The 20097-nt window shown below is 32.3% G+C and carries 11 protein-coding genes; 10 read left to right on the forward strand and 1 reads right to left on the reverse strand.

Annotation, left to right across the window (positions count from 1 at the left end):
* Nucleotides 1-40: 40 nt before the first annotated feature.
* Nucleotides 41-388, reverse strand: a complete 348-nt coding sequence (locus HNP99_RS13895) for a hypothetical protein (RefSeq protein ID WP_173853991.1) — start codon at nucleotides 386-388, stop codon at nucleotides 41-43.
* 150 nt (nucleotides 389-538) lie between these two features.
* Here HNP99_RS13895 and HNP99_RS13900 point away from each other — a divergent pair, with 150 nt between their 5' ends.
* The 10 genes from HNP99_RS13900 to HNP99_RS13945 all read left to right on the forward strand — a co-directional run bounded on the left by HNP99_RS13900 (nucleotide 539) and on the right by HNP99_RS13945 (nucleotide 20046).
* Entirely contained in the window at nucleotides 539-937 is a 399-nt protein-coding gene (locus HNP99_RS13900) for a Fur family transcriptional regulator (protein WP_173853993.1), read from the forward strand.
* A 375-nt stretch (nucleotides 938-1312) separates the two neighbouring features.
* Nucleotides 1313-3355 carry a fibronectin type III domain-containing protein gene (locus HNP99_RS13905; RefSeq protein ID WP_173853994.1) on the forward strand — a complete coding sequence of 681 codons (2043 nt, stop codon included), beginning with the start codon at nucleotides 1313-1315 and terminating at the stop codon, nucleotides 3353-3355.
* 3 nt (nucleotides 3356-3358) lie between these two features.
* Nucleotides 3359-8536, forward strand: a complete 5178-nt coding sequence (locus HNP99_RS13910) for a T9SS type A sorting domain-containing protein (RefSeq protein WP_173853995.1) — start codon at nucleotides 3359-3361, stop codon at nucleotides 8534-8536.
* Between the two features lies 1 nt (nucleotide 8537).
* Nucleotides 8538-13211 carry an AHH domain-containing protein gene (locus HNP99_RS13915; RefSeq protein WP_173853996.1) on the forward strand — a complete coding sequence of 1558 codons (4674 nt, stop codon included), beginning with the start codon at nucleotides 8538-8540 and terminating at the stop codon, nucleotides 13209-13211.
* A gap of 5 nt (nucleotides 13212-13216) precedes the next feature.
* Nucleotides 13217-13891: a hypothetical protein gene (locus tag HNP99_RS13920; protein WP_173853997.1), complete on the forward strand. Its 675-nt coding sequence runs from the start codon at nucleotides 13217-13219 to the stop codon at nucleotides 13889-13891.
* A 125-nt stretch (nucleotides 13892-14016) separates the two neighbouring features.
* Nucleotides 14017-14565, forward strand: a complete 549-nt coding sequence (locus HNP99_RS13925; RefSeq protein WP_173853998.1) for an REP-associated tyrosine transposase — start codon at nucleotides 14017-14019, stop codon at nucleotides 14563-14565.
* A 186-nt stretch (nucleotides 14566-14751) separates the two neighbouring features.
* Nucleotides 14752-15210 carry a lipocalin family protein gene (locus HNP99_RS13930; RefSeq protein WP_173853999.1) on the forward strand — a complete coding sequence of 153 codons (459 nt, stop codon included), beginning with the start codon at nucleotides 14752-14754 and terminating at the stop codon, nucleotides 15208-15210.
* Nucleotides 15211-15332: 122 nt separating this feature from the next.
* On the forward strand, nucleotides 15333-16175 hold the full coding sequence (locus tag HNP99_RS13935) for a hypothetical protein (protein WP_173854000.1): 843 nt from the start codon (nucleotides 15333-15335) through the stop codon (nucleotides 16173-16175).
* Between the two features lie 54 nt (nucleotides 16176-16229).
* Nucleotides 16230-17573 carry a PKD domain-containing protein gene (locus tag HNP99_RS13940; protein WP_173854001.1) on the forward strand — a complete coding sequence of 448 codons (1344 nt, stop codon included), beginning with the start codon at nucleotides 16230-16232 and terminating at the stop codon, nucleotides 17571-17573.
* Between the two features lie 13 nt (nucleotides 17574-17586).
* Nucleotides 17587-20046: a TonB-dependent receptor gene (locus HNP99_RS13945; protein ID WP_173854002.1), complete on the forward strand. Its 2460-nt coding sequence runs from the start codon at nucleotides 17587-17589 to the stop codon at nucleotides 20044-20046.
* Nucleotides 20047-20097 lie beyond the last annotated feature (51 nt).

Below are 20097 nucleotides of genomic sequence, written 5' to 3' on the forward strand. Positions count from 1 at the left end.
CCGATCAACCTTGGTGTAAGGAGATTTGTTTTGTAATATTTTAAAAAGTTGGTGGTGCTCGTAAAGAGAAGAGACTTCCGGTGAAGAAGGAGAAATTTTGAGTTGAGACCACTGCATAAATGGTGCTGATAGTAGTAGTTTTAACAAACTGAAATAAGAAAAAATCAGAAGCAGTGAAGCAGCTAAACTGAAAATCACAGGCAGCACATTTTAAATCAATGGTATGACTGTGCGCCAGTTCAGATTTGTTTTTTGACAATTCTTGGTTTGCAATTTGCTCCGTATTAATTTCAGACTGGTGCACATAACAATGCACTGACTGAAACAGTACTGAAAACAATACTGTAAGTGAGAGTACAAAGTTAATTATGGCAATTTTCTGTTTCATTAATCGTAGTGCAATACTTTATTTGTGGCGATAGTAAGTGATGTTTTCTAACTACCTACTTTTACCGTATCTTTGCTTAATGCAATTGAGTTGCAAATATATAAATCTTATTCTTAAATGCAACCTTGTTGCGTTTAATTTTATATCCAAATGAAAAATACTAGAAACACTACAGCGAAAGCGGCAATTTTCGAATTAATAAAAAATTCAGAAGTCGCCTTGTCACACGCTGAAATACAGGAGCTAAACCATGATTCTTGTGACAGAGTAACGATTTATCGCATTTTAGACCGTTTGACTGCTGAGGATGTTATTCATAAAATTGTGACACCATCAGGTACGGTAAAATATGCTGCCTGCCATCATACTGACCATAAAGAACATCACCACATTCATAATCACGTGCATTTTAATTGCGAAGTATGCCAGTTAGTTACCTGCTTAGAAAACGTAGAGCCTACTTTTAAACTACCAAGCAATTACCAAATAAAACAAGTTAACTTCACCGTTACGGGTGTTTGTCCTTCTTGTGCTGTGGAAAAATTGTAATTATTTTAAGAGTATTTTTATAAATTATTTATAAAAATAATTTGAAGTTTAAAATGTAGTTGTAAAAAGTAATTTTTATTTATGAATAAGTGTAGGGTAGAACTATTTAAGCAACTTAAAGCATTTATGAACCCATAATACAACAAGTGATTTTTTAATTTAATACACTTTATGAGAGCTAAAGCTAAGTATATTAAGATATTATTTTTTATAATCAAATAACAAATACAGGCTTTTTTTTGTAGTATTATATTTAAATGTTAATAAATATAATTTTATAACAAACTATTTGTTAGTTCATTATAAATCTATATTTTTGTTTTTTTTAACAAAAAAATAATTACATACATAATGTTGAAAATAAATTTTCTTTTTTTGCTCTTTTTATTAAGTAGTATAGGGTATTCACAAAAAAATGATGTTCAAGTAATGATTACTGCTAGAGCTCAAAAAGATAAAATATTGCTTCGTTGGGCTATAAATTCACCAATTGAATGGCAAAAAGCAAATAAAAAAGGGTATTTGATAACTAGGACGACCTTAATTAAGGATGGAAATGTTATAAAAAATCCTGAGAAAGTAGTTTTGACTCCAAAACCTTTAGTACCAGAAAATTTAGATTCTTGGATTGACTATGTTCAAAAAGATAATAATGCAGCTATTGTTGCACAAGCTATTTATGGAGAAAGTTTTGAAATAAGTGGAGCAAAAGAAGGAGAACTTTCTAGAATTGTAAATATGGTTGATGAATTAAATCAACGGTACTCATTTGGTTTATATGCTGCTGATATGAATTTTGAAGCAGCCTTAAAAGCGGGTTGGGGGTTTGTAGATAAGGATGTTAAAGAAAATGAAGTTTATGCTTATCAAATAAGTGTTTATGATACGCCCAAAGTTAATTCGTCTTCTTATATGATAGGGTTAAGGGATTATTCAGCTTTGCCTGCTCCCACTGATTTTATTTCGGTTCCTGATGATAAACAAGTGATGCTCTCTTGGGATTATGAAACATTTAAGCATATTTATACCTCTTTTATAGTAGAAAAATCGGCTGACGGTGTGAATTTTAAATCTATTTCTAATACTCCTTTAGTCAATTTAAACGATAAAGACGATCACCCTTCAAAAAGAATGTATTATGTGGATACATTAAGTGTAAATGATAAAATGTATCACTATAGACTGTATGGTATTACCTCATTTGGAGAAAAAGGAGAAGTATCAAAACCTATTACAGCTACTGGAGTATCAGCTATAGTAACTGGTGCGAGATTAACTGATTATCATATACTCAACTCAAATGAAGTCAATCTTGAATGGGACTTTCCTGCAGCCTCTGAAGTTTTCATCAAAGGATATGAAATTAATTTGGCTGATAATGATCGCGGACCTTACTCCGTAGTTTTAAAAGACATTCCTCCCTCACAACGTAAATTAAATTTTAAAGATGGTTTATTTCCATCTAATTATTTTACAGTTACTGTGGTGGGAAAAAATAATCAAAGATTAACCTCTCAAAGTATGTTAGTACAACCAGTAGATTCTATAGCTCCACTTAAACCAGTAGGGCTAGAGGGTGTAATTGATTCTCTAGGTGTTGTTCAATTAAAATGGAAACCTAACATTGAAAAAGATCTGCGTGGTTACCGTATTTTAAAAGCGAACAATATAGATGAAGAGTTTGTAGATATTTACCATCAATCTTATGTTGGTACCACTTATAAAGATAATGTGAGTTTAACTATGACAAATAGAAAGGTATACTATCGAATAGCTGCTGAGGATATGCGTTTTAACATTTCTGAAGTTTCGGATATTTTAGTATTAGATAAACCAGATAAAATACCGCCAGCTGCACCTATATTTAAAGATTATGACAATAAAGACGGTAAAGTATATTTAAAATGGATACGCAGTTATAGTGATGATGTTGTAGGATATAGTTTAAGAAGGAGAGAGCAAGGTGTTGATAAATGGGAAGAAATCAAGCAAATTAATGATACTATTCAAGAATTTGTTGATGATAGAGTGGAGAACAAAAAAACCTATCAATATGCTATTTTAGCTAAAGATAAAGCAAATTTATGGTCCTCATTAGATCATTCTACAATAACAGTTACCGTTTTAGATTTTTCACCTTTAAAAGTGATTGGTTTTCTTCAAGGGGTAGCTGACAGAGTAAATAAAAAAATAGTACTGAGTTGGAATTACAACAAGTACAAAGATCAAGTACTAGGGGTGAGTGTTTATAAAAACGAAAAAGGAAGTGCTCCCACTTTATGGAAGGAATTAAATGCAACCGTTACAAGTCTTGAAGATCAAGCGCTAAAAATAAATGTAGAGTATGAGTATCATTTAATTCCAAATTTAATGAATGATAAACCAGCAAAACAAGAACAAACAACTGTTAATTACTAGTTTATGAAAAAGATTTATTTATTGTTGTTATTGTTGGTTTCTGGCTTTAGTTATGCGCAAGTTAATTTAAAAGGTGAAGCTTATTATAAATTGTCCATAATTGGGAAAGTAGGAGGAGGAGGATCAGGTAGTTGTGGTACTTTTAGGGGGTTGCAATGGATTTCTTCAGAATTTCAAGTAAATTCAAGGATTTTAAATCATTTTGGTACTTACAAATCCAATAGTCAGTCTTATATGAATCAATCGATCAATTACGATATAATTTATTATGAAAATGATCCAATAGTAAAATTACATTTTGGAACTGTAAACAGGAAAGGTAATCCAAAATGTACGTCTTATTATAATTCAGGTAATCCAGCTGTTACAAGAAGTTTTTCACGGATTTATAATTTTACTGAATTTGAAAATATTGATGCTGGTGATAGGCAGATTTCGGGTGAAGTGACTATAACATCCAACCCAGTAATAAACTTAAGTAACCCTGATACTAACAACAATATTATAGGAACTGAAAGTTCAATTAAAGTGCCAGCGATTACAGGTGTTAAGAATGAATATTTTAATTGGATGTATCACATTGATGGAGAAGGCTATTATAGAAACAGAACTTTCGGTGGTCGTGTTTGGGTAGATATATGGAGAGCCTTACCTGCTGATTACCAACAAAAAAACTCATTAGATATTAAATGTCAAGATTTTTTACCAATAGATGCAGTAGGTAAAAAGATTTGGTTAAGAGCAAATACAAATGGAAATACAGTTGAATTACTCTACGCTAAATCAGCTCCACTAATAGAGTCTGTTAACGCTTTACAAACTAGCTGTTTTGATAGTGAGGATGGTAGAATCATTCTTAAATTTAATTCAAAATTAATTACAGGAGAAACTTTAACTTGTTCAGTTTTAAGTTATGATCCATTAACAGGTGACGAGCAAGGTGTTTTTTATTCTACACAAGACGGACAATCTATAACAATAGGAGATGATCTTACTTATGAAATTCCTTATGATTTTTTAAAAGGAAAATATCATGTTAATTTACTTGGTTGGTACAAAGAGCCAAATAAAGTTGGAGCTAATACCTACGTGAAGGATTCTATGCATGAGGTGGATTTTATAATAACTTCACCTGCTCCAGTTGACTTTTCTATTAAGAAGAAAAATGATATTTATTGTTATGGAAATTCAGATGGTGTAATTGATATTGTTGGGTCAGGAGGTATTAGTAACGGTATATTTCAATATTCTACCGATGGAGGGAATATTTGGATAACATTTTTAGAAGGTGAAAAGACTTCTTTAAGTTCTTTGCCTTTAGGTGATTATTTTGTAAATGTTAGAAAGCTAAAAAATTCAGAGGACACAGTAGGTTGCATCGCTATGAATCCAGATGGAACTTATAAAATAGAAACCATAACCATATCACAACCCAAGGCTGCCCTAAAATTAGAATATACTCTAAAAGAAGATCCCACTTTTTTTGGAGCTGCAAACGGAAAAATTGTTGCTGCTATAACTGGAGGAACAATAAAAGACGATCATACTTATAATTTTGAATGGGAAGATAAAAACGGAAATCCAGTTGTAGCAAAAGGGGAATATAATGCAGCTGTTGAAACCTACTATATTACCTTAGACAATGCCAGTGATGGAGAATACACATTAACAGTAACAGATAAAAATTATAATGTAGCAACTGATAAAGCAGGTTGTTCGATTATCGAGTCTAAGCAAATACTTACGCAACCAGAAGAGATTGTAATCACGATAGATCAAACCCAAGCAATTTCTTGTAATAGCGCCAGTTTAAATCCATTAGGAAACGGAAATAAAATAGCAGACGCTATTTTAACTGCTCAGGTTAAAGGAGGAATTCCATTTACTGGTTCTGCCAATAACGGTTTACCCTATAAATTTATTTGGTCAAAATATAATGTTTTAACGGACTCTTGGGAAATTTTATCAGATAAAACTACAAAAGAAGCTAAAAATTTAACAGCGGGTAAATACTCCTTAAATGTTGAAGATGCGAAAGGCAATGTGCAAGGAACCTATAGTACCACACAATTAGAACTTGCAAATCCAACCGAATTTGAAATTATAGAACCTTTACCAATACTCATTACCTTTACCTCCAGTGATGTTTCTTGTTATCAAGGAAACAATGGTTTAGCTGTAGCTAATGTTGAAGGAGGTGCAGGAGGATACACTTATGAATGGTTTAATACAGCTGAAGGAATAATAAATGGTAATACAATTTCGCAATTAGTTGCGGGTACCTATACTGTTGAAGTTACTGATAAGAATGACTGTTTTGCTAAAGCATCTATTGTTATAATAGGACCACCTTCTTCTTTAAGTATCAATTATAAAGACATTATTACTCCTACATTTGCTGGAGCAACTAACGGAAAAATTACTGCCGAAGTTTCTGGAGGGACAGCAAAAAAGAATGCTTCGTACAATTATGTATGGACAAACTCGAATGGGATTGAACAAACTGCAGTTACAGCAATAATAGGTGGTGTATTTACCATTTCATTGGATAATTTAGGTGCCGATGATTATTTTTTAACGGTTAAAGATGAAAATTATGATGCCCTTAAAAATCAAATTATTAATTGTTCAGTATTAGAATCTAAAGTTACGCTAAACGAGCCAGAACCTTTAAAGGTGGTTTTTGAAGTTAGAAATACAATTTCATGTAACAGTGGTAATCAATTCGGAAATAATATAGATGTAACCCCTAATGATGGACAGCGTGACGAATCTCAAGACGGTATTTTAATTGCTCATGTTACGGGAGGAACACCTTTGGCAGCAGCCACTAATAATGGTTTGCTCTATTATTTTTATTGGAAAAAGCAACTAACTGACGGATCATGGGTAGCTTTGCCAGATATTAAAGGAGAAACAGCTTCAAATCTTTCTCATGGGAATTACGCACTAAATATAAAAGATAGGAACGGAATTGTATTGGGAACTTATGCCAATAATCTACTTACCCAAGAAATTGATGCAATACAATTCATGCAAGAACCTTCTAAATTATCAGTTACAATAACTAAAGACGATGTTTTTTGTAATGGTGGTAATGACGGTTGGGCTACAGCCAATGTAGTAGGAGGTACGCCGCCTTATAATTATAACTGGTCTAATGGCGTTTCGGTATTTGAAAATACCATATTAAAAGCTGGGAAATATGTAATTAATATTACAGACGCTAAAGGATGTGCTACTCAAAATGAAGTAACTATTATAGAACCTATAGCACCCATTATTGTCAAAGTCGAAAAAACAATTAACCCAAGTTTTTATCAAGCCACTAATGGTGAAATTACCGTTACAGTAAAAGGCGGAACACTATTAGCTGATAATAGTTATTGGTTTGAATGGAAGAATAGTAAAGGTGTAGTTCAAAATTTAACAACAACAACTTTTATAGATGGTATATACACTATCAAATTAAGCGATCTTCCTGAAGAAACCTACAATTTAACAATCAGAGATGCTAATTATAATTTAGCTACAAGTAAGATGGGATGTACTGTCCTAAATACTACAGTATCTCTTGAAGATCCAGATCCTCTTGAAGTTACTTTTGAAATTGTAAATACTATTTCTTGCCATGTTGATAATGAATTTGGTAATGAGAAAGACACAACGCCAGCAGATAGTCAAAGAGATGAATCACAAGACGGAATTTTAGTTGCTCATGTAAAAGGGGGAATTAAGTTAGAAGCAAGTCAAAACAACGGTTTACCTTATTTCTATACTTGGAAAAAGCAAAAAGGGGATGGTACATGGGGTATTTGGAACGATCAAGATGAAACAGCCCAAAATGTATCCGAAGGGACCTATGCTCTAAATATTGAAGATGCTAATGGTATAAAATTAGGTACCTACACTAATAATGTTTTAGTAAAGGAAATAGATGTTACTCAATACATGCAACAGCCTACTAAGCTAAACCTAACATTTACTAAATTTGATGTAGGCTGTACTGCTGCTGATGATGGATGGGCAGAGGCTCATGTAACAGGAGGAACAGCTCCTTATAGTTTTCAGTGGACGAACGAGGCTACTACGCAAAGAATTGATGATTTAACAACTAATAATTATTTTGTTCTTGTCACTGATGCAAAAGGCTGTAGTATTCAAGGAAGTATTTTTGTAGGAGATCCTGACGGAGTTATAGCAATAGAGACAATAAAAAATCCAACTTGTTTTCAAGGAAATGATGGATCCATCAATTTAGACGTTACTGGAGGAAATTCACCCTATACTTACAAATGGAGTACAGGAGCTACTACAAAAAATGTTCAAAATCTTGCTGCAGGAAATTATGAGGTAGAAATTATGTGTCCTGATTGCTGCGTTTATAAAAAGAAATTTGTCCTTAAAAATCCTGAACAAATTTTTGTAAATGTAGGTGAAGATAGAACCTTATGTATTGGGCAAACGTTAGATTTAGACGCCACTAATGGTGCTACAAATGCAACATACAGTTGGACTTCAACAAATGGATTTACATCAAATGAAGCAAAAGTTACTTTATCAAAAGCAGGAACTTATCGCATAAAAGTAACTTCGGCTTTAGGGTGTATAGGCGAAGATGAAATTACGATTAAAACAAGTCAAAACGCTATTAGTTCTGAGTTTTTATTGAGTTCACAAGCTTATTTAGACGAAGAGGTTATTTTAGTAAACACCAGTGATCCTTTTGGAGAAAGTAGTCAATGGGAAATACCTAGTGGAGTAACAATAGTAGAGCAAAAAGAAAAGTATATCACCTTAAAATTTGACGCTGTGGGCACCTATACCTTGGGGCTGCAACAAACTCAAGGAGATTGTTTTGCTACCTATACTAAAAATATTGTAGTCGAAGCAAGGACATCGACTGCTGACCCAAATTCAAATTCAAAATTTATTACTGGATTTATTGTAGCTCCTAACCCAAGTGATGGGAACTTCAAAGCCTATATCAATTTTGAAGAAACTAGCACAGTAAATTTAAGGTTGTTCTCTGGAAACGGACAATTCACGGCTATACAAAAGAAAGATTCGGGTAAGAAAAAGTATGAAATTGATTTTAATACTTCCTTATCAGCAGGAATATACATTTTAGTATTAGAAACAGAGCAACAAACACTTGTTAAAAAAATCATCATCTATTAAAATGAAGAATCATTTCAAAAATATTGTACTATTTGTATTGTTCTCTCTTTCAGGGATAGGTGGTTTTGGTATTTCGGCTTACGCTCAATTATACCCTGTACAACTGACGCCTATTTTTAATAGTCCGTATAGTGTAAAAATATCCGACTATGCCACTAGCATGGATACTAAAATGCAGTTGCTTATCAATCCTAATGATATTTCGATAAACAATAGGCAAGTACGACTTAAGTTATTTATTCAAGGCAATGGTATTAACATACAAAGTAGTGATTATGTTCAGGGATTGCCACCAATATATATTAATGGAGGCGAATTAAAAACGATAACCAATACTGATATTTCGGCTTTATTTAGATTAGAAAACCTACAAGGAATTTCGGCAACTCAGTATGCAAACCCTTTGCCAGAAGGGATGTACAGTTTCTGCTTTGAAATGTATGACTATGTAACCAATCAAAAAATTTCTAGAAAAAGTTGCGCCAATTTATACCTTATATTAAATGATCCTCCATTATTAAATACGCCACAAAATAAGGAGTTAATAGCGTATACAGAGTTTCCTAATATTTTGTTCACCTGGACACCAAGACAAATTAACGCTACTAATGTATCGTATCAATTTGAACTTAAGCAACTTTTTGATGATACCCTAGATCCTCAAATTGGTTTTCAAATGGCTCCTGTTTTACATCAGGAAACACTATTTGGTACGGCATTACTTTATAACTTAAGCAAACCTGTATTAGTTCCAGGAATGCGCTATGCTTGGCGTGTAAAAGCCATCTCTACAACAGGACTTTCAGAGAATGCGGTGTTTAAAAATGAGGGCTACAGCGAAATTTATTCCTTCAAGTACACCGCCGCATGTGTAGCTCCTAGTTTTGTATTAAGTGAATCACAAAGTACTAAAAGCGTAAAGATAATCTGGCAAGGTGTTCCTGAACACACGCGCTACCAAATTCAATATAGAAAACAAGGTGTGCGTAATGCCCAATGGTTTTCTAATTACAGCCAAAACACACAAAGCTTACTAACTGACTTAGAACCAGGTATTACCTATGAATTTAGAGTAGGATCTAGTTGCGAATCAGTAAATGATGGGGTGCAATCATTTACGTATTCAGGTATAAATACCTTTACCACAACTATAGATAATAAAGAGATAGCTTACAATTGTGGTATTGTTCCAGAAATAAGCATTACCAATCAAAAACCATTAACTAATTTAATACAAAGCGAAACCTTTACTGCAGGAGATTTTCCGGTAACTATTTTAGAATTAGTGGGTAAAAACAGCCCTTATTCAGGTAAGGGGTATATCATAGTTCCTTATTTAGCCGATACAAAAATAGCAGTAGAGTTCAATAGCATCGTTATTAATACAGATTACCAATTAATAAGCGGTGTTGTCGAGACAAGCTACAATCCAGAGTGGAAAAATGTTACTGATGTAGAAGATTTTACTGGCGAAGGTCAGGGCGGACAAATTGAAGAAACCGTTCCGTTTAAAATACAAGATATTGTAATTAATGCCAATGGTGATATTGTAGTTAACGGTACAGAAGGGGAACAAATTATAATTCCTGGGGGTAAAGACACTGTTATTAGCGAAGATTTAAAAGATGCCGATGGAAATAATGTACCAGGAAAAGTATACACCGTTGACAGTAAAGGTAATGGAAGTAACGAAGCAATTGCCGCTGCTCCTGATGGTAAACCAACCCCCGCAAATACTGATGGGGTAGATGCAAGCGGTCAAGCCAATGCCTTTACGGCCCAAGGTGCGAGTATAGCGTTTACGGTAAACAGCAGTAGTAAGTATGCCTTTGATGTTATGCCAAAAAATGCTACAGTTGCTTTACAAAAGTTGTATAAAAAAGTAGACGGCGTGGCACTACCTTACAAAGCAGTGGTCAATGGTTTTAGCGATACTCTTATAGCAACTTTAACGCTTACAGATACAATTGTAAAACCCGAGAATATTGTTTTCAAGACACAAAATGGAGCACTTATAAACGCTACTAGAAACGATAAAACATTTGAACTTACCGTAAAAGGAAACCTATCCTATGCCGAAGAGCAAATACTAGCCACTGTAAAACAAGGGGACAAATGGAAAGTAATAGGGGCATTTATGCTAGTGCATATTTCGCCAAAAGAGGTAAATGTAGCATTAGTTCCTACTGATAAAGTTTCTGAGGATAAGCTGGACGCTATCATTGTAGAAACTCAAAAGACCTACAATAAAGTAGGTATTAAAATAAATTTTAAGAAAGAAGGAATACTTAATATTAATTCAGTCGTATCCGGTAATACAATTACAACTGAAAAAAACACCATTACTTCTACTTATAGTGCAGAGCAACAGAAAATCAATGCTTTATATAAAAGTGATAGCTATGTATTATTTATTACTGATAAAACTTCAAGTACAGGACAACAAGGATACATGCGCCAGAATGGACAATATGGTTATGTATTTAACTCAGCAAATAGTAGTACACCAGCACATGAATTAGGCCATGGGATTTTTAAATTGGAGCACCCTTTTGAACAGTATAATACTACAGAAAAAAGCACTGATTTATTGATGGATTACAGTCAAGGTACCGTTTTAAACCACCAAGATTGGAAACAGATTAATGATCCTGCATTTAAATTTTATGGGTTTCAGAGTCAAAGTAGTGGGGCTTTGGCTGGAGGTGGGCTTGAAGATCTAATTATGGTTTTGAAAAACCTTGCTACAGACTCATTTATTAAGTGCACGGTTTGTGAGGAAAATAAATTTGAAGCAGTCGGAGGTTTTGATGGATCGAAAAGACAGTTTAGAAAGGTTTCTTACAATAATAAAACTTATATATGTTTATTAGCATCATTAAAAGAAGGTCATAAAATAGATCTTATAACTGATGACTTATTAAGTTATGCAGATAATATTGCAGAAACTCAGCCTGAATTTGCTCAACTTATTGAGGCTACTAAATCAACATTCAGTAATAAGAAAGATTTATTAGCTGTAATAAGTAATAATTCTCAATTAGTTTCATGCGATGTAATTTACCCTTTTAGCAATGACATTTGTGCAGGAGGAAAAATGGTAGATGATCAAACACTTTTAAATGTAAGTAAAGAATTAGAAAATTGTTACTATTCAGATTTTTTACCGAAACTAGTTGCTGGTTATTTAAAGGAAATCACTACCAATTCAAGAAAGAATCAAGGAATTGAATTTGTCAAAGACGGTAAAGTTTATAAATTAAATGGAGATGTAGTCGAAGAAGTTAAAACACCATTAACTGATGATGATATCAGAAATGGAAAATGGACTGACACAGCAACCGATGTTAAAATTAGAGTTACCCAAAATAAGGAAGGAGTTTTTCAATACCAAGCAATTGGAATACGAAGCTCGTTAACTGTGGCAAGTGGTAAAACTGCCAAGCTAAAAGATCTTGCGGCGTATATAGAAAATCAGGGCAACCTCTTCTTTCAAAAGTATAAAGTAACTGAAGCAGATTTAACTCCAATAAAAATGGGTGTTAGTTTGAATAATGATAGTGAAGTTTTTGCAGATGGTAAGAACATTGCTATAGATAATAATGCAACATTCTTCAAAATTTCATCTGAGGGAATAGGACTTTTAACGACGTTCTTACAAACGGCATTAATAGAAGAAACTGCTTATTTAAATAGTACCGAAAATAATACTACAATTCATGCACCTGGGCTTGTAACTGGATCTGTAGAAAGCGGGGCAACTGTTGTAACAGATGTGACGAGTCTTTGCTCAATGGTTTATGATTTGTCTACAGATGATAAAGCGAGAAGCGATATGTGGACTGGACTTATTAAGCTAAAAGACGCTGTCAAAGATGAGCCTTCTGGAGTAATACCAATCTTTGTTCAAATGCTAAGTGGCAATACAAATGATGAGTGGGCAGTAATTGCAGACAAACAGTCAGATGAAGGTAAGAAAGGGCATTTGTACTCAAGAGGTGTAGTGACTTCTGTAAAAAGCGTCCTTGTAGGTGGTGCGCTAATTACAAAACTACCAACTCTAGCAGAGGAATTAGTAGGCAAGATTGAAGATGTTTTAAAAGTTGGTAATAAGATATTTAAGTCAGCAGATGAACTTGCGAATGCATTATATAAAGCAAGGTCTGATATTAGAAAAGGTATTATTGATTTTACAGAGAGTAGAAATTTGGCTTTAGAATACTTTGAGCATATTAAGAAAACCGATTTAACTTTAAAAAACGTAAAATTTGATGATTGGTTTGAAAACACCTTTAAAAAATATGAAGCAGGAACACCAAATTTTGAAGCACATCATGTTATTCCAGCGGATTTATTAAAGACAAATCCAGATTTAAAAAAACTGCTATTTGATTTACAAAAAGCAGACCCTGATTTTAAATTTGATTTTAATGGTTTAGATAATGGTATAATGTTACAAAAGAAAAGTTTAAGTTTAGATATTAGTGGGCACACTTCACACAAAAAATATAATAATGCAATAGGAAAAAAAATAACGGAAATATGTAATGACTCTAATTTGGATAATTTTGAAAAATTTGAAGAAGTACAGGATCTAATTAAGAATACGAAAGAAAAACTTAAAAAAGAAGTTTTATTGGGAAATAAAGATGTAAATGATATAATAAATTTCTAATTATCATGAAATACTACAAAATTGATTATATAAGTATTTTTAATACTAAAGAAGAGGTTTTAGGTTATGCCAACGGTGAATTTGTTCATAACGGTAAAGAATATTTTGAAAAAATTGGTAATGGCGAAATAATTAAAGAAGCTCCTGTTTTTAATTACTTTTATTTGCAAACTTCTGGGGCTAAAAAGGAATGGGAATGGCGCTTGCAAGATGTGCATGGAGGAGCTTATGAATATCCTGCAGGGGGATATTGGTATATTTCAGATGATTTTAAACTTTTGTTAGAAAATTTTAAAATCGCTCCAGATTATCATTTTTATGAAACTAAGCTTTTGTATAAAGGCAATAAATTAAAATATTGGATCTTTCAGTCCCCTATAAATCCGTTTCAAAATATGGATTTTCAGAAATGTGAGTTCATCATTAAAGATAATATTAATACTTATATCTTTCATTCTAAAGAAGAGTATTTATTATTTTACAAAAAACATTATAGAGAAACAAAAACAAAACTACGAAGTAAAATAATATTTTTTAATGAGTATTATGATTATGTGGTAAATGCAAATACAGGAGATAAACTAGTTTCAGAAAATTTAAAAAATGCGATTGAAACCTTGAAGTTGGAGGGCTTAGAGTTTTTTGAAATTGATTATGAGGTAAGCGTGGCAAACTCTTAAAAAGTATTGAAGAAGTCCCCCGCTGGTTTGAGCGTATGCTAGCGCGAGCGTCTCCCCGCTGGCTTGAGCGTATGCTAGCGCGAGCGTCTCGCTCGTGCCCACAAAGTAAACACAATATTAATTAAATGAGTACAAAATATAAATTTGGAGAAAAAACAGGAGCTTATTTTGTGAGTTTCGCAACAATAAATTGGATTGACGTATTTACAAGAGATGCTTATTTTTGGATTATTATAGAATCATTGGATTTTTGTAGAAAAAATAAGGGGATGGAAATATATGGATATTGCATTATGCCAAGTCACGAACACTTAATTTTTCGTTCGGGAAATGGTGATCCATCAGGATTGATGCGAGATTTTAAAGGTTTTACTCCAAAAAAAATGCTTAAAACAATTGAAAAAAATGTTCAAGAGAGCCGAAGAGAATGGATGCTTTGGATGATGGATCGAGCAGGTAAAAAGAATAGTAATGTAGAGCATAGACAATTTTGGCAACAAGATAATCATCCAATAGAGATTTGGTCGTTAAAGGTTTTTGAGCAAAAGCTTAACTATATTCATCAAAATCCTGTTGAGTCAGGTTTTGTAACTGACCCAATAGATTGGAAATACAGCAGTGCTAGAAATTATGGAAATAATGACCAAACACTTTTAGAGATAGATGTGAATTGATTTATAATGTGGGCACGAGCGGGACGCTCGCGCTAGCGGGGGAATCCTTTTGTGTAATTCGTGAATAAAGAACAAAGCAAAGTAACAATACGTTAATAAAATTAATTAAAAGTAAATGTGTGGGCTTTTGATTAATTAAACAATAAATCACACAATAAAATAAATTAAAATTTAATTAGTAACAAAATGAAAACATTCAAAACAACAAAATCAATTATTTTAACAGCCTTAATGGTAGTAGGAACTTTATTTACATCATGCAGTAGTGATGATAATGATGCATCTATTGTAGGGGTATGGAAAAGAACAACTACTGTAAGCGAAACTTTTAAAGCAGGAGTTTCACAAAGCAAAACAACTTATGTAAGTGATGCTGAAAATTATTCAAAAATAACATTTAATGCTGATGGTACATATTCTGAATATGAAATATCTTCAAATGATTCTCCTTCTACAGATCCTGGTACATACACATTTACAAGTGATGTATTGACATTGAAATATGATGGTGAGGATACGGTTTTTGAAAAATTCCCATATACCTTATCAAATAACAATCTAGTTTTGATATATACTGAGGATTATGAATCGGAAGGCGGTGTTGCTGCAAAAAATGTAACGACTACTACATATACTAGACAATAACAACCTATTGAATTTAGTATGATGTAGTTAAATAAAATGTGTTGATTACGTTTATTAATTTTAATAAATTATTTAGGACTGTCCTCAGGGACAGTCTTAAAATAGATAAAATAATAATAATTATGAAAAAAATTGTAATAACGGTCTTAGTCGTATTAGTAAATTTTGGTGTTTTTGCACAAAAGTTAAAAGTTGATAAAGGAGAAATAAAATTGGATGAAAAAACGATTGGTTTTATTGAAGGAAAAAAACCCGTTTTTAAAATTTTTAGTCTAGATAAAACCTATGCTATAACTGCGGAGTTAAAGAGTAAGCCAGTCAACCCCAATGCCACTGTAATGGCGTTACCCTGGATTGTTCTTACCAATGATGCAACAGGAAAGTCAAACGAAATCGAATTTAAAAGCCGAAAATTTAGTGGTTTTAATTATGATAGAAGTGTGGCGTATGAACTTTTAGATCGTAATTATTTGACAATTGATGGTCTTAATATTGAGGAATTAGAGCGTTTTATCAATAGCGAACCAACAGGGATTTCGGTAAAATATTTAGGGGAGCAGCAAAACATAGATAATACAAATAAAATTGCAGATAGTTATCAATTAACAATTGATGATTACGGTAACATTTATAGTGTTAAAGCGCAAAACCAAGATCCTAAGGATAAGAAAATTGCAGTTATTAAGATGACTTCACCTGCTAAAAATGGGGAATTGATGTATGAGGTACTAGATGTAGACAATTATTTAATTGCTACTTGGTATGCTAAAGCAGCGATGGTATCAGGTTATGATAAATTTTTAAATCAAGAAATGATGACCCTTGATAAGAAAGTATTTAAAGCTGCATTTGATAATCGAGGGAATCCTACGGGGTATAAAATGAGCAAAGATATAACAGCTATGAATATTGTAAGGGTATTAGTAGGTAGTGGTTATACTTTAGGGCACCATAAAAATAATTAAGAAGCTATAAAAAACATTGCAAGTTTTAATTTGTAATGTTTTAAATAAATTAGAATGAAAAAAACTTTACTTGTATTAGTATTAATTGTTTTTACGGCTTGTTATCAAGAAACGGCAATAGTTATTGAAGGTGATTTTACAACCTCATTTGTTCGAGGCGATGAATCAGTTCCTGTAAACATATTGATCAGTAATAAAGTTACTGGAGCAGATGCCTATGAATGGACCTTTGAAGGAGGTAGTCCTAGCACATCATCTTCTAAAGATCCTGGAGAAATTTTATATGAAAAAGTAGGTACTTATTCTATAAAATTAACAGTGACAAATGTTGATGGCGAAACGAAAGAGTTTACTAAAACAATTGTTGTTAAAGACGGTATCGATATTCAATTTTCTAATGAAGTGCTAAAAAGTAATTATTCACCGGTTGAAGTTGTAGTAACAAATAATACCGTTGGTGAAGGATTCCTTTACAGCTGGGATTTTGAAGGAGGAACACCTACACAATTTATAGGTAAAACACCTCCTAATGTTATTTTTACTAGTCCGGGTGACCACAAGATTAGTTTAACGGTATCTAATGGTTTTGAGAACGAAACCCAGATTCAAACTATCAATGTAAACCCTTATTTGGTTAGTATGTTTACCTATGAGCCAGCAACTGAGGATGATGATTATGAAGCTCCGGTAAAGATAATGTTGACTAATTCATCAATTAGTGCAACATATTATAAATGGACCTTTCAAAACGGATTACCAGCGACCTCTACAGATGAAAATCCTACAGTAGTTTTTACAACTCCTGGAAGCCATGAAATAAGTCTAGAAGCGTTCAATGATAAAACAAGCCAAGTTTTCACCCGCATTATAGATGTAAAGGCAAATACTAACCTTCGTGTTTTTACAAATATTAAGTTAGGTACAAATGCAGCACATAATAACAATACTATTGGTGCTATGTTTTCTACAATTACTAGAACGGTTTATAAGGCTAATGAGATCACAAATGACAATAGTAATTTGATTGATATTGTATTTCAGGGTTTAAATAGCAATTTTACTTATAACAAGTTTATTTCACCAGATCAAGCAAGTAGCAATGGATTTTTGACTCTTAAAAATGCTCAAAACACAATTTTTGTTAATTCTCAAAGTGGTTGTAATTGCGGTTTAAACTTTACTGAAAGTCAATTTGATGCAATGGTAAATGATACTCCTTTAAAATCTTTAAATATAGAATATACTGCGGGTGGTTATCAAGAATTTGGTTTAACCTATCCAAGAATTATTTTGTTTAAAACACAAGAAGGTAAAAAAGGGGCTATTAAAATAAAAGATATGGTAAAAAACGGAACCAGTTCTTACATTTTGATTGATATAAAAATACAAAAGCAATAATTACTAGCGATAGATGAAAGGAGGTAGTTTGAAAAGTCTGTTTTGGTTGTTTGTCATTGTATTTTGTAGTATAGCTAATAAAAGTTATGCTCAAGCTATAGATTTAGAACATTTTTACGAGCCAAAGTTTAAAGTTACAGGTACGGTAAATGCAAATGGAATGTATTATCACTCTAGTGAACAAAATTCACGTGCGCCTTTTACTTATTTACTTTCAGGAAATATTAATATTAGTGCTTTTAGTTTTAATGTTCCGCTATTTTATAGTGTAACAAATCAAGGAGATAAATTGGGATATACAGCGCCATTTGATTTTAATAGGTTAAGCATCATGCCAAAATACAAATGGGTAAAAGCTTATATTGGAAATGCAAGTATGACTTTTTCACCCTATACTTTAAGTGGTTTTCCATTTAAGGGATTGGGGTTAGAGCTTACCCCTCAAAGTCCTTTTAAAATAAGTTTAATGGGAGGACAATTACTAAAAGCAGTTTCTGAGGACGAAGCTTTAGGAGGCGTACCTGTGTACCAAAGGTTTGGTTACGGAGCTAAAATAGGTTTTGAAAAAGAAAAATATAAAGTAGGATGGATAGGCTTTTATGCCAAAGATAATAGCAATTCTCTTGGTTTTTTGAATGAAGATAAAGGGGTTACACCAAAAGAGAATTTTGTAAATAGTTTTATTTTTAGCAGTTCTTTAGTGAAAAATTTGAATTTTAATGTTGAATATGCGTTATCCGTTCTTACAGATGATACTAGAGCTACAAAAATTTCGGGAGGAGGCTTTAAAGATAAAATATTTGGAGCTAAAGAGAGTACCAGTTTTTTAAATGCTTTAAATTTAAATTTTGATTATAGTATCCAAAAAAGTAAAATAGGTTTAACGTACGAAAGAGTTGATCCTAATTACAACACTTTAGGAGCATTATATTTTAATAATGATTTAGAAAATATTTCGTTGCGTTTTTCGCGACCTTTTTATCAAAATAAAATTAATGTTTCTAGTAGTTTAGGTTTTCAAAAAGATGATTTATCGAATACTAAAAAGCAAATGACAAAACGTGTTGTAGGATCGATTAATATGAATTATGCGGTTAATGATAAAATTAATTTTACTGGTAGCTACTCTAATTTTTCAACTTATACTAATAAAAAGTTAGATCAGTTTGAGTTAATTAATAATCCTAATGTTGTGCCTGCTGATACTTTAAATTACAGGCAATTATCTCAAAATGCAAATATGAATGTTTCTTATATATTTGGACAAAAAAAGAATCAAAACTTAAATTTAAACTATAGTATTGCAGGACAAGCAAATGAGCAAGGTGGAATTATTAGAAGGGGTCAAGCCAGTACTATACAAAACTATAATTTAGCTCATTCTATAAATTTTATGGCTATCAAAATTAGTTTAAATAGTTCCCTAAATTACACCAATAATCAAGTAGGTATTGCTAATAACTCTTCGGCTGGGGCATCCGTGGGTGCTTCAAAAAAGTTATTAAAAGACCAACTTAATGTAAACTTTGGCTTACTATACAATAATTCTCAAGGAGACGGAAACTCCAGTTCAGTTTTTGGAATAAAAGCGAATAGTAGTTATCTATTAATCAAGAAACATAGTTTTAATATGAGTGTTATTTCTTTATTTAGAAGTAGCTCAAGTGCTGCAAAAAACAATGATTTAACGGCTAATTTTAACTATGCTTACACTATTGATAAATTAAAGTTACCTGAAAGAAGGCAAAGGGAAAAAGTAGAAAAAATAGCAGCTGATCCCATCTTTAAAATTAGCTATCAAGAACATACTTATGAGGGTACTCGTAATGAAATTTTAAAACAATTAACAACATTGCAAGATGCATTACGACCTATGCCTAAAGAGGATATTGACGAGCTAGCCCATTTGTTATTATTAACATCTTTAACTCCTGATGATAAAAGTTTTAAAGAAAAGGCAATTCTTTACTTAGAAGCATATGATGCAAACAACTCTATTTTAGATAGCTATAATGAATACATTTCTAAAACTTTAAAGAGCTTACAAAAAGAAATGATTCGTAAAGATGAAATTTTTGAAAACGGTTATGTTATTGCTTTAGGGGCTGTTAATAAACATAAAATGCATGGTGTGGCTGAAAATGATGTAACGAATAAGGTGAGTTATAATTCGTACTTAAAATTAGTGGATAGAAAAAACAAAAAATTAGCACCGTTATTAGTTCATAGATGGATGTTAAAAGAGTTATCGGGACTTGCAGCTACGAGTGTTGACGAATTTCATTTAAATGAAAACCTTTCTAATTTTAATAAACAAGAGTTGAGCACATTCTTTAAATTAATAAAAGAGAAAAAGACGGAGGGTGAAATAATTGAAAAATTAAAAATAAAATTGATTCCTTTTTACCATACTCTAGCAACTAATAATGTGACAGGTGATGAAGTTGAATTTAAATTTTTGAGATATAATTAATAAAAAACTGCAAATTCTTTAATTATCACTTAGAATATTGCTTTCAATAAT

Origin of the sequence: Flavobacterium gelidicaeli, from assembly GCF_013294005.1 — a bacterium.
In the GTDB taxonomy this organism is placed as follows: domain Bacteria; phylum Bacteroidota; class Bacteroidia; order Flavobacteriales; family Flavobacteriaceae; genus Flavobacterium.

Coding starts and splice junctions, on each gene's coding strand:
- HNP99_RS13920 (WP_173853997.1), top strand. CDS start 13,217: ATGAAATACTACAAAATTGATTATATAAGTATTTTTAATACTAAAGAA.
- HNP99_RS13930 (WP_173853999.1), top strand. CDS start 14,752: ATGAAAACATTCAAAACAACAAAATCAATTATTTTAACAGCCTTAATG.
- HNP99_RS13925 (WP_173853998.1), top strand. CDS start 14,017: ATGAGTACAAAATATAAATTTGGAGAAAAAACAGGAGCTTATTTTGTG.
- HNP99_RS13935 (WP_173854000.1), top strand. CDS start 15,333: ATGAAAAAAATTGTAATAACGGTCTTAGTCGTATTAGTAAATTTTGGT.
- HNP99_RS13900 (WP_173853993.1), top strand. CDS start 539: ATGAAAAATACTAGAAACACTACAGCGAAAGCGGCAATTTTCGAATTA.
- HNP99_RS13945 (WP_173854002.1), top strand. CDS start 17,587: ATGAAAGGAGGTAGTTTGAAAAGTCTGTTTTGGTTGTTTGTCATTGTA.
- HNP99_RS13895 (WP_173853991.1), bottom strand. CDS start 388: ATGAAACAGAAAATTGCCATAATTAACTTTGTACTCTCACTTACAGTA.
- HNP99_RS13940 (WP_173854001.1), top strand. CDS start 16,230: ATGAAAAAAACTTTACTTGTATTAGTATTAATTGTTTTTACGGCTTGT.
- HNP99_RS13915 (WP_173853996.1), top strand. CDS start 8,538: ATGAAGAATCATTTCAAAAATATTGTACTATTTGTATTGTTCTCTCTT.
- HNP99_RS13910 (WP_173853995.1), top strand. CDS start 3,359: ATGAAAAAGATTTATTTATTGTTGTTATTGTTGGTTTCTGGCTTTAGT.